Below are 16,284 nucleotides of genomic sequence, written 5' to 3'. Positions count from 1 at the left end.
TATGAAATTAGTAGCTATCACAGGTACCAATGCAAAAACTTCTTACAATCGGAAACTATTGCAGTTTATGGTCAAGCATTTTGCAAGACAAGCTGACATTGAAATTTTAGAAATCACAGACATTCCGATGTTTAATGAAACAGATGATCAGACGGAATCGCCTCTTATCCAAAGTTTTAATCAAAAGATTTCTGAGGCTGAAGGAGTTATTATTGCAACACCGGAGCACAACCATACAATCCCGTCAAGTTTGAATAGTTTGCTTGAATGGCTGTCCTTTAATATTCATCCGCTTGATGGAAAACCCGTTATGATTGTAGGTGCTTCTTATACGGAACAAGGATCATCTCGGGCTCAGTTGCATTTACGTCAAATTTTGGACGCTCCTGGTGTTAATGCTAGAGTTATGCCTGGAAGTGAATTCTTGCTTGGATTTGCTCACAAGGCTTTTGATAGTGAAGGAAACTTAAGAGACGAGCGGACGGTGGATTTTTTAGATAGCTGTTTTTGGCGTTTTCTGCGTTTCGTAACTGTGGCTAATCAGCTTAATCTTCCAGAAGAAATTCGCTTTGAACCGGGAACCTACCAAGTAACGACGCAAGGACATAATGGCAAGTTGCCGATGGCTGTCACTCTCTCCGATGAGAAAATTGAAAAAATTGATATTGATAGTTCTGGAGAATCTTCTGGAATTGCAGACATCGTTTTTACTCGTATTCCAAATGAAATTTTGGAAGGGCAGACGCTTAATGTAGATGCCGTTTCTGGTGCTTCGGTAACCAGCAATGGCGTTTTGGATGGAGTTGCCCGTGCTGTCAAATTGGCAGGGGGGAATCCCGATGTATTGCGGAAACGTCCAAAGGCACCATCTGCTTTAGACAAGAACGATAAAGAATATATAGTTGATGTTGCAGTTGTTGGTGGCGGCGGTGCAGGTTTAGCGGCGGCAGCCGCTGTTCTACAAGAGGGTAAGACCGCTATTGTTGTTGAAAAATTCCCAGCATTGGGAGGTAATACTGTCCGTGCAGGTGGCCCAATCAATGCGCCTTGGCCTGAGTGGCAAAATAGCTTTTCAGCCCATCCTGGAGAAGCCCAAAATCTAAAAAATCTTTATGATACTGATGAAGGTGATATTGACCCAGAGTATCTGGAAGATTTCCGTGCTTTGAAGTTAGGACTGGCAAGCTATCTTAAAAATCCAGATTATCTATTCGATTCAAATTTGCTCTACCGTATCCAAACCTACATTGGCGGTAAGCGAATAGATCTGCAGGGTAATGAAATTCACGGTGATTATGACCTTGTTAAAATTTTGACAGAACGGGCTCTCGAATCTGTTAAATGGCTGGAGGATATCGGTTTAGAGTTTGACCGTAATGAAGTCACTATGCCGGTTGGAGCCCTGTGGCGCCGCGGTCACAAGCCGAAAGTCCCCATGGGCTATGCTTATATCTCTGTATTGGATAAATATGTGCGAGACAATGGTGGAACTATCCTGACCGATACCCCAGTCAAAGAATTAATTGTCGAGGATGGCATTGTTCGTGGTATTATTGGTACTGGTCGCAATGGTCAAAAAATTACAGTCCATGCTAAGGCGGTAGTCCTAGCTTCTGGCGGGTTCGGTGCTAACACAAAGATGCTGCAAAAATACAATACTTACTGGACAGAAATTGATGATGACATCAGAACGTCTAATTCACCAGCTATTACGGGAGATGGCATCATCCTTGGACAAAGTGTTGGAGCTGATCTTGTTGGCATGGGCTTTACTCAGATGATGCCTGTATCAGATCCGGAAACTGGCGCTCTCTTTTCCGGCCTGCAGGTACCGCCTGCAAACTTTATCATGGTTAATAGGAAAGGCAAACGCTTTGTTGATGAATATGGCAGTCGTGATAAATTATCGCAAGCGGCTATTGATAATGGTGGGTTATTCTATCTGATTGCGGACGATAATATCAAACAAACAGCTTACAACACTAGTGATGAAAAAATTGAAGCACAGGTGACAGCAGGCACGCTCTATCGTGCCGATACTCTAGAAGAGTTAGCAGAGCAAATTGCTATTGATCCGAAAGTTTTGGTTGAAACTATTACGAATTACAATCGTTATGTTGATAGCGGTTACGATCCTGAATTCAATAAAGGCAGCTTTGATCTTAAATGTGAAAAAGCACCCTTCTATGCAACTCCTAGAAAACCGGCAGTTCACCATACCATGGGTGGTCTGAAAATTGATACCCAAGCCCATGTTATCAGCCGACAAGGTCGTGTTATCTCAGGCCTCTATGCAGCAGGAGAAGTAGCTGGCGGTCTTCATGCTGGTAATCGTTTGGGTGGCAACTCCTTGACTGACATTTTTACTTTTGGCCGTATTGCTGGTCAAACTGCAGTAGATGAGTGGTGCTAAATATTACAAAATAAAAAGAGAGCCTTTTGAAATTAGAAATAAGATTAATGGCGCTCAGCACACTCGCCGCTATCGCTTGTAAGGATTAAAAGGTCCAATGGGACTTTTAAGGAATATCGGAAAATGCGAGTACGCCCTAAATAAGGACCTTCAATCAGCAGTGGTTCATTGGTGCTAAAGTACCTACTGTGCAGGGGTAAGACTTATTGGCTTAGCCGACTTAGTCTTACCCTCAGCCACTGTGTCAACTTTTCTATTGTCTTTTGAGTCGCCCATTGATGTTTGCTTTGCAAGCTTAATTCCAATTTCAAATTATCCGTTGGATAATTTGAGCGACTTAGTACCTGATAAAAAGGAGGTTGTAAGATGCAGTCCGATCTTTTTACCGAAACAGCGAAGGGGAAGATAACGAAATCAATTATATTATTGATCCTTATTGCCCTGATGCTCTTATTTTTAGGAACTCTGATAGGTGGTTTTAGCCTAGTACCTGTTATTTTGATTTATTTTCTGGGGAATGGTTCTCCAGTCCCTAATCTGTCTGGAGAAATACAAACCAGCCTACCATTTTCAACAGATGTTTCTACCTTAATTGGACTGTTTGCCTTCTGGGGTATTTATCTTGCTGTCTTTGGTTGGGTAAAATGGGTGGAGAAGCGCCCTATTTCCTCGCTGGGTCTGTTTAAGAGGAAGGAAGGTAGAGAACTAGCCAAGGGCTGGTTGATCGGTGCAGGGCTTTTTAGTATTATGGTGGTTTTATTGAGCCTTTTTGGAATGGTCGAGTTGGAAAAAATTAATATCTCAGCTAAAAGCTTAGGATTCCTATTATTATATATACTTGCTTGGCAAGTTCAGAGTGGAGCTGAGGAACTCTTGACTAGAGGCTGGTTAATGCCAGCAGTGGCTAGCCACCATCGGAAGTTTACGGCCGTCATGGTAGCTTCGCTTCTGTTTGGCTTATTACATCTGCCAAATGCTCATGTAACCATCCTTTCTCTCTTAGTGGTCATATTATTTGGTCTCATGATGTGCCTCTATGTCGTTTGGAAGGGCAATATCTGGGGAGTCTTTGGACTTCATGCGGCGTGGAATTGCTTTCAAGGTTCTGTTTTTGGTATTCCAGTTTCTGGCACAGCTGCCTTGCCATCATCTATTATTCAGTTGCAGTTAAAAGGAGCTTCATATTTGAGTGGTGGTGCTTTTGGTGTAGAGGGAAGTATTTTGACGGTATTCGTGCTATCCTTAGTTTGCCTCTTTCTCTATTTAAAAATTCGCAAAAAAGTAGCAGTAGCGTCATAAATGTCCAATAAAATCTAGGTTTCGGCCTAGTTTTTTGTTATAATCGTAGGGAAGTGCGTAAGAATAGGAGATGTGCGATGCATTTTATTTTTGATTTGGACGGTACCCTGTCTTTTGATGGGTTTAGTATAGATAGTAAAATCAAAGCAGTACTTGGTAAAGCCAAAGATTTTGGGCATACTGTCGTTTTTGCGTCAGCTAGGTCGTATCGGGATTCCGTTGATATGCTAGGTGAGGAGCTGGCCAAGGAGCGCGTTATCGGCTTGAATGGAGGGCTGGTCTACAATCAAGGCCGGCTAGTGCTAGAGTACAATTTGGATACGGAAGTCTATCGTGAGGCTCTCAGTTATTGCCGTACTTACAATTTGCCATATTTTGTTGATAATTCTTTTAATTATGCAACGGGCAATGAGGAGCATATTCCTTTTATCAATTTGGTTGACCCCCTGAGTCTAGCTGATAAGATAGCAGCGGAAGAGCTGGAACATCCTATTAAAATGGTTATCTATATGGGTAATCACGAAGAATTAGTGGCTGATATCTCATATCAGATCAAGTCCACCGATAAACTGGAGCTCTTTTACCATGAACAAGAAAAGTGCCTTTATCTTAATCCTAACCAAGTTAGCAAGGCTTCGACTATCTTGGAAATTCTTGATGAGGAGCCCTTCATAGCTTTTGGAAATGATAAAAATGACATTGAGATGTTCAAGGAGGCTCTCTACGGTGTCCAAGTCGGTAGTTTTACTTATCTAAAGACTTACGCTGATGATCAAGTTGAAGCTGATAACCAAGCGATTGCCGATAAAATTCTTGAACTCTTTCAAGCCTTTCAAGGCAAATAATTTATAGTCAAAATCTTGGCAATCTCCTAAAAAAAGCGTTACCATGTAGGTGCCGTTGATGGATGGCTAGAAAGTAGGGAGCAATATGCCAACATTTTTAGGAAAACCTGTAAAGGTTGATAAAGCTAAACAGTTGCAAGTAGGGGATATAGCACATGATTTTACCTTAACAGCGACAGATTTGACTAAAAAGCATTTATCTGATTTTCAAGGGAAAAAGGTCATCAGTATCGTTCCTTCAATTGATACGGGTCTTTGTTCTACTCAGACGCGGACGTTTAACCGAGACTTGGCTGCAAGGCCTGATACTCTTGTGATTACAGTATCGGCAGATCTCCCCTTTGCCCAAGAGCGTTGGTGCGGTGCGCAGGATTTGGAGGATGTTATCATGCTGTCGGATTACTATGATAATAGTTTTGCCAAGGCTTATGGGCTGCTAATGGAAGAATGGCACCTTTTAGCACGGGCTGTGCTGGTTTTGGATGAAACCAATACAGTGCGCTATACTGAGTATTTGGAGAACGTTAATTCAGAGCCTGACTATGAGGCAGCGATCGCAGCGCTCAAGGCTTTATAAAAATAAATTAAAACCCCTTTAATAGCCCCCAAATGGTCATTTATAGGGGTTCTTTTGCATATTCTTTTGATTTTCTTAAGAAATTAGGGTATGATAGAGCAGGTATATTGCGATTTCCATATTGGCTACAGGACCAGATATGGATAAATAAGAGGAGAAGGAGAGAATGCATATGGCGTTGATAGAAGGATATCTTGCCAATCAGATCGTAAAAGTGCCTCTTGGTCAGGTGGTGCGTGCTTTTAAAGGGAAGGCCGTCTCTAGTAAAGCAGAGCCAGGGGAGATTAGCTACATCAATTTATCTGACATGACAGAATTTGGTATTGACTACGGTCAGCTTAAAACCTTTCAAGAATCAAAGGACAAGTTGCCCAAGTATCTTTTAGAAACTGGTGATGTTTTGGTAGCTTCTAAAGGGACGGTTAAAAAGGTAGCTGTGTTTGAAGAGCAGGATTATCCTATCGTTGCTTCTTCAAATATTACAGTTTTACGTCCGATTGGGGAGGTTAGTGGTTTTTATTTGAAGCTCTTTTTAGAATCGGATCTGGGTCAAGAACTCTTGGCAACTGCAGACCACGGTAAGGGAATTCTTAATATTTCAACAGCTCAGCTATTGGAAATACCAATTCCTAAGTTACCGCCTGTCAAGCAAAACTATCTTGTTCAATATGCTAACCAAGGTTTAGCAGACTATCAGCGCAAATTGGCTAGAGCCCAGCAGGAGTGGGAGTATGTTAAGCAAGAAGTGGAAAAAAATCTTTATTAGTTAGGAAGAAGCCTCAAACTTGGGGCTTTTTTCGTCTCTTTTTAAAGACTGCTAGTAGGTAGGGAAAATATTTAATCAATGGTCGCTGGTATTGCTTGAGTGTTGCTGCTTAAAGCCAACTCGAGAATACTTCAAGTATATTCAGCTTTTTTTTGGAACTGGCCTCGGTGCTCGACTCTTTATGGTGTAATCGTCTACGATATCTTGTAATGATTTTTTGAACTGATTGAGGAAAAAACTTTATAGAAAAACGCTTTCAGAAATACATTATTTTTTGCAGAAAATGGAAATCAAAGTCTTGGAAATGCCATGAATGACAAGGGATTGCAATGTTACTGAGTTGAAATAATTAACAAAGAAAATGACATCAGAAATAGTAGGTTTGTAAAGTAAAAATGCTATCATGTTTGGCGGTTAAGGGAGTACTGGTTCTCAGTACATTTAACTAAATAATTTAAAGCCTAAGGCTTGAAGGAGTAATCCTAATGGAAAAAAAACTACGTTATAAACTACACAAGGTTAAAAAACAGTGGGTAACTATAGCCGTGGCCACTATTGGTTTGCTTAGCATCATTGGTATGGGTTCTGTCAGTGATAGCCATGTATCGGCAGATGAAGCGACAGCTAGCGAACAGGTCGCTGCAGCAGATGACGGTAGTCAGGAGACAGGGGCTGTAGCTTCAGATTCAGCTTCCTCTGACGATGCCAATACTGAACTTCCAGCTGAATCTAGTGCCCCTGCCGAAGAAAGTACCGAAGTTCCTGCAGCGGGTAGTGCACGGTCTTCAGAGGAAACGACTGAAACCACAGCAGATCAGGAAACAGCACCAAGGCAAGAGGCTGCCAATCAGACTGCTGCTGGGCAGGAGAAGGTTCCGGCTTCCGACGGAGTTAGGGTCGAGCGCCGTGATGTGGCTGCAGTGGAAACTGCCCCAGCTCAAGCAGCCGACCTGACTAATCAGGAAAAAGAGGCGGCTATGTCTCTTGATAATGTTAAGCAGATCGATGGGAATTACTATTATGTTCAGCCAGATGGCAGCTATAAGAAGAATTTTGCCATCACAGTCAATGGTCAAATGCTTTACTTTGACGCTGATACTGGTGCGCTTTCCAGCACATCAACCTACTCATTCTCACAAGGCTTGACCAACTTGGTTGATGATTTTACAGCTCATAATAAGGCTTACAATTCTAATGCTGAGAGTTTTGAGTTGGTTGATGGCTATTTGACAGCTAACAGCTGGTATCGTCCAGAATCAATCTTGCGCAATGGTCAAACTTGGGAAGCTTCGACAGCGGATGATTTACGTCCAGTTCTGATGAGCTGGTGGCCTGATAAGGACACGCAGGTAGCTTATCTGAATTATATGTCGGATTACCTCGGTTCAGATAATGAAAACTTTACGAACGAAACTTCGCAAGTTGCCCTTAATAAAGCAGCTCAGCTTATTCAAACGAAGATTGAGCAGCGTATCACAGCTGAGAACAATACAGAGTGGCTTCGCTCGGCTATTAAGGCTTTCGTCACCCAGCAGTCGAAGTGGAATGTTGACTCGGAAAATCTTAACCGCAATGACCATCTGCAACATGGTGCTTTGCTCTACAATAATAGTGATTTAACACCATGGGCCAATTCGGATTATCGTTTGCTCAATCGCACTCCAACTACACAAACTGGTCAGCAGCGTTATTTTGCTGACAGTAACCCAATTGGTGGTTACGAATTCTTGCTGTCCAATGATGTGGATAATTCGAATCCAGTAGTTCAAGCAGAAATGCTCAACCAGCTGCATTATTTGATGAACTGGGGCTCGATTGTCATGGGTGATGACCAAGCTAACTTTGATGGTGTACGGGTTGATGCGGTTGATAATGTCAATGCCGACCTCCTTCAGGTCTATACTAATTACTTCCAAGAATATTACGGCGTCAATAAATCAGAAGCTGATGCTTTAGCACATATTTCCATCCTTGAAGCATGGAGTTATAACGATAATCAATATAATATTGATACGAACGGCGCTGCTATCTCTATTGATAACTATTCTCGTCTAGCTGCTCTGTCAACCTTAACAAGACAGCTTGATCAGCGGCAGGGATTGGAAAGCTTGATTACCGATACGCTGAATAAGGAACGCCGCAACGACTCGGCTTATGGCGATACAATCGCTAATTATTCCTTTGTACGGGCTCACGACAGTGAGGTACAAACGATTATTGCCAAGATTATCGCTAAGGAAATTGATACAACAACGGATGGTTATACCTTTACCTTGGATCAGCTCAAAGAGGCCTTCAAAATTTACAATGAAGACATGAACAAGGTTGAAAAGACCTATACCCATTATAATATTCCAGCCGCCTATGCCCTCTTATTGAGCAATATGGAATCTGTGCCTCGGGTTTATTATGGTGATTTGTATACAGATGATGGCCAGTATATGGCTACTAAATCGCCTTACTTTGATGCTATTGATACCTTGATGCGGGCTCGTATTGCCTACGTATCTGGTGGTCAAGCTATGAATGTTGCCAAGACTGACTCTGGCCAAGAAGTTTTAACATCTGTCCGCTTCGGCCAAGATATTATGACGGCTGATGACAGTCAGGGAACAGATCTTAGTCGTACGTCGGGTATGGTAACCTTGGTGAGCAATAATCCTAACCTGTCCTTAGCAGCTAACGATACGGTTACCGTTAATGTGGGGCAAGTCCATGCTAATCAGGCCTATCGCCCTCTGCTGTTAGGTACGCAGGATGGTGTCAAATCTTACTTGACTGATGCTGATACTAATCTGGTTAAATATACAGATGAAAATGGGAACTTGACCTTTACAGCTGATGATATCAAAGGTTATTCAACAGTTGATATGAGCGGCTATCTGGCTGTTTGGGTACCGGTTGGGGCACAGGCTAATCAGGATATTCGTGTAGCAGCTAGTGAAGAAGCTAAGAGTTCAGATGACTTAACCTACAAGACCTCAGCAGCTCTGGATTCACAGCTGATCTATGAAGGTTTCTCAAATTTCCAAGACTTTGCTACTAATGATTCTGAATATACCAATAAGCGAATTGCTGAAAATGCCGATCTCTTTAAGGCTTGGGGTGTGACTTCCTTTGAAATGGCACCGCAGTACGTATCAACAGATGATGGCACCTTCATTGATTCCATTATTAAAAATGGCTATGCTTTTGATGACCGCTATGACCTAGCTATGAGCCAAAATAATAAATATGGTTCTAAGGAAGATTTGGCCAATGCGCTTAAGGCTCTCCATGCTGCAGGGATCCAAGCAATTGCCGATTGGGTACCGGACCAAGTTTATTCATTACCAGGTGAAGAAATTGTGACAGCTACACGTATTGATAGTTACGGTAAAGAAGTTGTTGACGCTGAGATTGATCACTCATTATATGCCGCTAATACTAAGAGTAGTGGTAAGGATTACCAAGCACAGTACGGTGGTGAATTCTTAGATGAGCTCAAGGCTAAATACCCAAGCATGTTCGAAGTTCCGATGATTTCTAATGGACAAAAACTTGATACGTCAACAAAAATTAAGACTTGGGAAGCTAAGTATTTCAATGGAACTAACATTCTTAAAAAGGGTGCTGGATATGTCCTCAGTGATGATGCAACTGGCAAATACTTTACTGTTAATGACAAGGGTGACTTCTTGCCAGCCGCTCTGACAGGAGATACGAGTGCACAAACTGGTTTCTACTTTGATGGTACAGGTATGACTTACCGCTCTACATCTGGCAATAAGGCGGTATCCTCCTTCGTTTATGAGGGCGGTCATTACTATTACTTTGATAAAGATGGCTATATGGTAACAGGAGCTTATAAAGCAGATAATGGCAAGACTTACTTCTTCCTGTCAAATGGTGTTCAGTTGCGTGACACGATCTATCAAGATGAGAAAGGCGATCGTCATTACTACGGTAAGACAGGTATGCTATTTACTGGACCAAATTGGTACTCATCTGTAGATCCAGCAGATCCCAACAACCTAGTTTATCGCTACATCGATGCAAACAATGTGATGGCCACAGGTCTTAAAACGATTGAGGGTGCTACCTATTACTTCGATCAAGACGGTTACCAAGCTAAGGGCAAGATGATCACTGATGAAAATGGTAACATTCGCTATTTCGCAGAAAATTCTGGTAATATGATTAAGAATGATTTTGCTAAGGTTGACAATAACTGGTATTATTTCGATGAGCATGGTATAGCTGCTAAGGGTGAAGTGACCATCAATGGCGCTGTGCTTCATTTCGATGAGACAACAGGAGCTCAAACTAAGGGCTTCCTTACAGATGCTAATGGCAGACAGCGTTATTATGATCTTAACTCAGGTGCTAAATTAGTCAAAGACTTCTTCTCAATCGGTGATGACTGGTACTATGCTGATGCTAATGGCTATGTTGTCAAGGGCTTCCGCAATATGGATGGTAACTGGTATTACTTTGATGAAGCGACTGGCAAACAGGCCAAAGGGCAAGTGGCTGTTAATGGTCAGACACTTTACTTCCATCCAGATTCAGGCATCCAGGTTAAGGGTGATTTTGTGACGGATCAGGACGGTCAAATTGCTTACTATGATGCTAATTCAGGTGATCGAAAGACTGCTGAGTTCTTCACGACAGGTGACAATGCTTGGTACTATGCTGATGCTGATGGCCATGTCGTCAAAGGAGTACAAAGTATCAATGGTCAAAGGCTCTATTTTGATGAAGCGACTGGTAAACAAGCTAAGGGAATCAGCGTTGTAGCTGCTGATGGCAGCCGTCGTCACTATGATGCTGACTCAGGATCTTTAGTCACAAATACTTTTGCTGAAGCTGCCGCTAACTCAAATCAATGGTACTATTATGATGCTAATGGTGTAGCTGTTAAGGGAGAACAGAAGATCAATAATCAAGAATTGTATTTTGATCCAACTACAGGTCAGCAAGCCAAGGGTATTATGGTTACGATTAATGGTCGTAGATACTACTATGATGCAGTTTCTGGTGAACGTGTTAAAAATCGTTATGTCAGAGTAGATGGCCGTTGGTATTACTTCGGAGCTGACGGAGCTGCTGTCTAACACTATGTGCAGCTAACGAAACGAAGAGTGAAATGGCAAAAAACGATTGCTATAAAGGGTACTGGGACCTTTGTCTCAGGCTCTTTTTAATACCTACAAATTATTGTGTTTTTCTTATGGGAGGGGATATTTGTCCAAATCGCTGGCTGTGCTGATATGTGCTATAATGAATCTAGTTGAATATAGTTAGAAAAGAGGTTCTCTTTTGAAAACGCATCATAGTCCAAACTCAGCGGAAAAACGCTCACTCGATGAGGTTAACCAAAGTGTCGATGTTCCTGAAGGCGCTTCTTTTTGGCAAAGCTTACGTGCTTTCATTGGTCCGGGTGCTCTAGTGGCAGTCGGCTATATGGATCCTGGCAATTGGATCACAAGTGTTGTGGGTGGAGCCAGCTATAAGTATTTGCTTCTATCTATTGTTTTGATTTCGTCCTTGATGGCCATGCAGTTGCAGCAGATGGCCGGAAAGTTAGGTATTGTGACACGTCAGGACTTGGCTCAGGCGACAGCGGCCTATCTGCCCAAATGGCTGCGTTATGGTCTTTTTGTTATCATTGAGTTAGCTCTAATGGCGACTGATTTAGCAGAAGTCATCGGTTCTGGGATTGCCCTGCATCTTTTATTTGGCTGGCCCTTGATGGTCGCCGTTTTTGCAACGATTTTGGATGTCTTTTTGCTTCTGTCATTGATGAAGCTGGGTTTTCGTAAGATCGAAGCGATTGTATCGACTTTGATTTTGACCATTCTACTTATTTTTGCTTATTTAACGCTTATTTCGCATCCAAGCATCACTGGTATATTTAAAGGCTTTGTCCCCAGTCCTTCAATTTTTGACGTTCATCAGGTCGGTGCTCATACCAAGCTGACCTTGGCCTTAGGGATTATCGGGGCGACAGTAATGCCGCACAACCTCTATCTCCACTCATCTATTTCGCAGACAAGGCGGGTTGATTATGATAATCCAATGTCTATTCGTCGGGCAATTCGCTTTATGACTTGGGATTCTAATATTCAGCTGAGCTTAGCTTTTGTTGTTAATTCCTTACTTTTGGTTTTGGGGGCTTCCCTATTTTATGGTCATGCCAGCAAGATTAGTGCCTTTACGCAGATGTACAATGCGCTTGCGGATCCAACTATTGCTGGCAGTGTTGCCAGTGGTTTCTTGTCCACCCTTTTTGCCGTAGCTCTCCTAGCGAGCGGGCAAAATTCAACGATTACAGGAACTCTAACCGGACAAATTGTTATGGAAGGTTTTTTAAATCTTCGCCTACCGCAGTGGGCTATTAGGTTATTGACACGTTTATTGGCTCTTTTACCTGTAATGCTAGCAACGCTGATTTGGGGTGGTCAAGAGAAGGTGCTGGATCAGCTGATTGTTTACTCTCAAGTTTTTTTGTCTCTTGCTCTGCCTTTTTCGATCTTTCCTCTGATTTATTTCACATCTAGTCGAAAGCTGATGGGAGGCTACAGCAACGCTAGATGGAATATGATAACGGCTTATTTGATTGCAAGCTTGCTGACTGTTTTGAATTTAAAATTGATTATTGACTTACTATAAAAACGAGGAAAATCAGGACTCTGTCTACTGATTTCTCTTTTCCTCACTTGTTAACTTAAGATCCCCTGATTTCAGGAATTAGAGAGTTCGCGATTGTTTTCCATCGGATTGTTATTTTCCTATGGCAACTTTTGTCTTGTCGTGGTATAATATTAAGCGTCGCCATCCTTAGTGTAATGGATATCACGTAAGATTCCGGTTCTTGAGATGGGGGTTCGATTCCCTCAGGATGGATAAAACCTTCAGCTAACAGCTGGGGGTTTTTTATATCCTCATAAAGCAATTTTTAACCTCTTATGAGATTTACGCTCTTTGAAAATCTCATGATATGTTGTGGTACTTATGATGGGAGTGGGAACCAGCCCAATAATTTTTAATTTTGGTCCCCAGCACTTCTCTGGTTGTTTTCTAGAGGTGGTGACCTAAAACAGGGCTTATTCCAGACTATTTTAGCCCATTAAGCAGCCCTGTATTTGATTTTCTTTAGGTATCAATTTGTTAGTGGAGAGATCCATAATTATCTTAATAATTATCAAGAATAGTTAGCGATTGCGATAACTTGCTAAGCGATTTAACATCGAAATGTAATTGAAATACTAACTCAAATAAACTGTAATAGTTATGTGTTATGGTACCCTTGATTAGGATAGCTTTATTTGAGACTGTAGCAATCTGTCTATGGGTAAGATATTTTTTAGCTTTTCAAATTTTTGGCGCTTTCAGTATCACTTCATTGGTGGTTGTTATCCTTTTATGTGCTGCAAAATCAGTTAGCTTTATAAGGTCTTATCGAAGATACATGATTTAATATTATGGCTACCGTTTAAAGGAGAATTTCAATGGAATTTATGCTTGATACTGTAAATTTAGAAGAAATTGAAAAATGGGCAGCTATTTTACCTCTAGCTGGCGTAACGTCAAATCCTTCAATTGTCAAAAAAGAAGGCAATATTGACTTCTTTGAACAGGCTCGAAAAATTCGTGAAATTATCGGTGAAAAATCTAGTTTTCATGCACAGGTTGTAGCAGCTGATGTCAAGGGCATTATTAAGGATGCTCATAAGCTCAGAAATGAGTTGGGGGGTAATCTTTATATTAAAATTCCTGTCTCTGCTGCAGGATTAGCAGCGATGAAAGAGCTTAAAAAACAGGGATTCAATATCACAGCAACAGCTATTTATAGCCTTTTTCAAGGACTTTTAGCAATTGAAGCCGACGCTGATTATCTGGCACCTTATTATAATAGAATGGAGAACCTTAATACGGATTCTGAAATAGTGATTACCCAACTGGCACAAGCTATTCAAAATAAAGGTAGCTCAACTAAGATTTTGGCTGCTAGTTTCAAAAATGTTGCCCAGATGAATAAGGCATTAACAGCCGGTGCTCACGCTGTAACAGCTAGTGGAGCAGTATATGAATCTGGTTTGGAGAACCCATCAATCCAAAAAGCGGTTGATGATTTTACAGCTGATTGGAAGGAAACACAAGGGCGTAACTATATTTAGAATAGAAAAAAGGAGGGCATTATGAAAATTTTTGCAAGTCCATCTCGTTATATTCAAGGTGAAAAAGCTTTGTTTGAGAACGATAAAATCATTTTAGAACTAGGAAATAGGCCAATTTTGCTCTGTGATGACCGTGTTTATGAAATTATTGGGGAGGAGTGGGAGTCTCACTTGCGAGGCTGCGGTATTTTGACTACTCGGGTTAGTTTTAATGGCGAAGCATCTGAAAATGAAATTAATCGTGTCGTTGCTATTGCAAAAGAGGATCAGAGCAATCTAATCATTGGTCTAGGTGGTGGTAAGACAATAGATAGCGCCAAGGCCATTGCAGATCTATTAGATTTACCAGTTATTATTGCTCCTACGGTTGCCTCCACAGATGCTCCGACTTCGGCGCTATCGGTTATTTATACAGACGAAGGGGCCTTTGAAAAATATATTTTCTACTCAAAAAATCCAGACTTGGTCCTAGTAGATACCAGAGTAATCAGCAGATCGCCTGTCAGGTTGCTTGCTTCGGGGATTGCAGATGGGCTAGCTACTTGGGTAGAGGCGCGAGCAGTCATGCAAAAAAATGGTGAAACCATGGCGGGTGCAAGTCAAACTTTGGCTGGGCTAGCCATTGCTCAGGCTTGCGAGGAAACATTATTTGCAGACGGACTTAAAGCACTGGCGAGCTGTGAGGCCCAAGTGGTCACAAAGGCCCTTGAAAATGTGGTTGAGGCAAATACTTTACTTAGCGGACTTGGATTTGAAAGCGGTGGATTAGCTGCTGCGCATGCTATTCATAATGGTTTTACAGCTTTAGAAGGTGATATTCATCATCTTACTCACGGGGAAAAAGTTGCCTATGGAACATTAACACAGCTTTTCTTGGAAAATCGATCGGAAGAAGAAATTAATAAATATATTCATTTTTACCAAGCTATTGGCATGCCAACAACCCTAGAAGAGATGCATTTAGGACAAGCCTCCTATGAGGATCTGCTTAGAGTTGGCCAACAAGCAACAATTGATACAGAAACTATCCATCAGATGCCATTTACTATTACAGCTACCAATGTGGCTGATGCTTTGCTTGCTGTGGATACTTATGTTCGCTCCATGGCCTAAATAAATGACCATTATAAAAGAATCGTGTTAACTAAGGTCACGATTCTTTTATTTTTTAGTAAAGCCAAAGAGGTAGTAAGCCCATTTGCCTCCTAGTTCCCAAATGAGATTATAGCCGATAACAGAAATAGGCTTCGTTATAAGCATGATAATAGAAAATTTTTTTAGAGACATATTGGTCAAGCCAGTTACCATGACCATCAGATCCGCTGGTGAAACGGGCGAAAGCATACATAGGATAAAAAGGCGTTCATAACCTGGACTTTCCAGCTTGGCTTCGTATCGTTTAAAAGTTTCTTCTTTAGTGAAGAGTAAGATAAATTTACGACCGAAGTGTTGGACGAGAGAAAAAAGAATGATACTGCCAATGATGATACCTATAGAATTATAAAGGAGTCCCTGCCAAAAACCAAATACAGCAAATCCAACGATAGTAGTAACCCCGCCGGGAATGATCGGGAGCACTACTTGTATAATCTGAATTAAAATAAAAATCAGTGGGGAGAGAACCTTGTACTGAGAGACCCAGTTTTTAAATGCATCGAAATCACTCAGCGTCCCATCTTTAAACAACCAAATGACTAAAATAGCACTGATAATTAGGATAGCAATCCCCAGCCACTCTATGGCCTTTTTGGCAAACTTATACATAGTCTGATTATACCCCAAAATATATATTTTTGCTATTTTTTAGCGGATTTGTTATAATTGCCAAAGTGATGTTTTTAGGGGTCGTTACGGATTCGACAGGCATTGTGCGATATATTTTGCAACTCGGGTGGCGCCGTTAACGCTCAGTTAAATATAACTGCAAAAAATACAAATTCTTACGCAGTAGCTGCCTAAACACCAGCTCGCGTAATCTTCTAGCGGATTGCTTGTGTTCGTCAGAAGGTTTCATTAGCAGCAAGCTACGTTTAATCATAGCCTAGCTGATTAAAAGGAGATCTATAGGCTCGCTAAGTGAGGACTTGAGTTATGTGTCGTCTCTTGGTCAAATCAAGACATAACCTATGGTTGTAGACAAATATGTTGGCGGATGTTTGGACGTGGGTTCGACTCCCACCGGCTCCATATCAAACTGGTTGGGAAAGAGAAAGGGTGTTGAT

General features: G+C 41.5%; 10 protein-coding genes, 1 tRNA gene and 1 other RNA gene. 11 read left to right on the top strand and 1 reads right to left on the bottom strand.

The annotated features are described in order from the left end of the window. Window position 1 precedes the first annotated feature (1 nt). The 10 genes from AC4HAO_RS03750 (at window position 2) to AC4HAO_RS03705 (ending at window position 15,175) form a co-directional block, all read left to right on the top strand. Window positions 2-2,413 carry a flavocytochrome c gene (locus AC4HAO_RS03750; RefSeq protein ID WP_491134626.1) on the top strand — a complete coding sequence of 804 codons (2,412 nt, stop codon included), beginning with the start codon at window positions 2-4 and terminating at the stop codon, window positions 2,411-2,413. A 366-nt stretch (window positions 2,414-2,779) separates the two neighbouring features. Continuing rightward, window positions 2,780-3,712 carry a CPBP family intramembrane glutamic endopeptidase gene (locus tag AC4HAO_RS03745; RefSeq protein WP_491134625.1) on the top strand — a complete coding sequence of 311 codons (933 nt, stop codon included), beginning with the start codon at window positions 2,780-2,782 and terminating at the stop codon, window positions 3,710-3,712. A 77-nt stretch (window positions 3,713-3,789) separates the two neighbouring features. Then, window positions 3,790-4,557, top strand: a complete 768-nt coding sequence (locus AC4HAO_RS03740) for an HAD-IIB family hydrolase (protein ID WP_491134624.1) — start codon at window positions 3,790-3,792, stop codon at window positions 4,555-4,557. A gap of 85 nt (window positions 4,558-4,642) precedes the next feature. Then, window positions 4,643-5,134, top strand: a complete 492-nt coding sequence (tpx, locus tag AC4HAO_RS03735) for a thiol peroxidase (protein ID WP_491093834.1) — start codon at window positions 4,643-4,645, stop codon at window positions 5,132-5,134. A gap of 172 nt (window positions 5,135-5,306) precedes the next feature. After that, window positions 5,307-5,900: a restriction endonuclease subunit S gene (locus tag AC4HAO_RS03730; RefSeq protein WP_491134623.1), complete on the top strand. Its 594-nt coding sequence runs from the start codon at window positions 5,307-5,309 to the stop codon at window positions 5,898-5,900. Window positions 5,901-6,385: 485 nt separating this feature from the next. Beyond that, on the top strand, window positions 6,386-10,996 hold the full coding sequence (locus AC4HAO_RS03725) for a glycoside hydrolase family 70 protein (RefSeq protein ID WP_491134622.1): 4,611 nt from the start codon (window positions 6,386-6,388) through the stop codon (window positions 10,994-10,996). A gap of 205 nt (window positions 10,997-11,201) precedes the next feature. Beyond that, the gene (locus tag AC4HAO_RS03720; RefSeq protein ID WP_491134621.1) at window positions 11,202-12,554 is read left to right on the top strand and encodes an Nramp family divalent metal transporter; all 1,353 of its coding nucleotides are present in this window, start codon (window positions 11,202-11,204) and stop codon (window positions 12,552-12,554) included. 162 nt (window positions 12,555-12,716) lie between these two features. After that, window positions 12,717-12,788 (top strand) — tRNA-Arg (locus AC4HAO_RS03715). Between the two features lie 605 nt (window positions 12,789-13,393). Then, window positions 13,394-14,062: a fructose-6-phosphate aldolase gene (locus tag AC4HAO_RS03710; protein ID WP_491134620.1), complete on the top strand. Its 669-nt coding sequence runs from the start codon at window positions 13,394-13,396 to the stop codon at window positions 14,060-14,062. Window positions 14,063-14,083: 21 nt separating this feature from the next. After that, window positions 14,084-15,175, top strand: a complete 1,092-nt coding sequence (locus AC4HAO_RS03705; protein WP_491134619.1) for a glycerol dehydrogenase — start codon at window positions 14,084-14,086, stop codon at window positions 15,173-15,175. A gap of 48 nt (window positions 15,176-15,223) precedes the next feature. On the opposite strand, the gene AC4HAO_RS03700 is transcribed toward AC4HAO_RS03705, so the two are convergent. Next, entirely contained in the window at window positions 15,224-15,826 is a 603-nt protein-coding gene (locus AC4HAO_RS03700; protein WP_447452142.1) for a TVP38/TMEM64 family protein, read from the bottom strand. Between the two features lie 77 nt (window positions 15,827-15,903). Between AC4HAO_RS03700 and ssrA the strand changes: the two genes are divergently transcribed. After that, window positions 15,904-16,252: a transfer-messenger RNA gene (gene ssrA / locus AC4HAO_RS03695) on the top strand. Window positions 16,253-16,284 lie beyond the last annotated feature (32 nt).

It is taken from the genome of Streptococcus sp. ELY_137, assembly GCF_058314515.1.
Note: the sequence above shows the minus strand (reverse complement) of the source record. Positions and strands in the feature narration are given on the sequence as shown.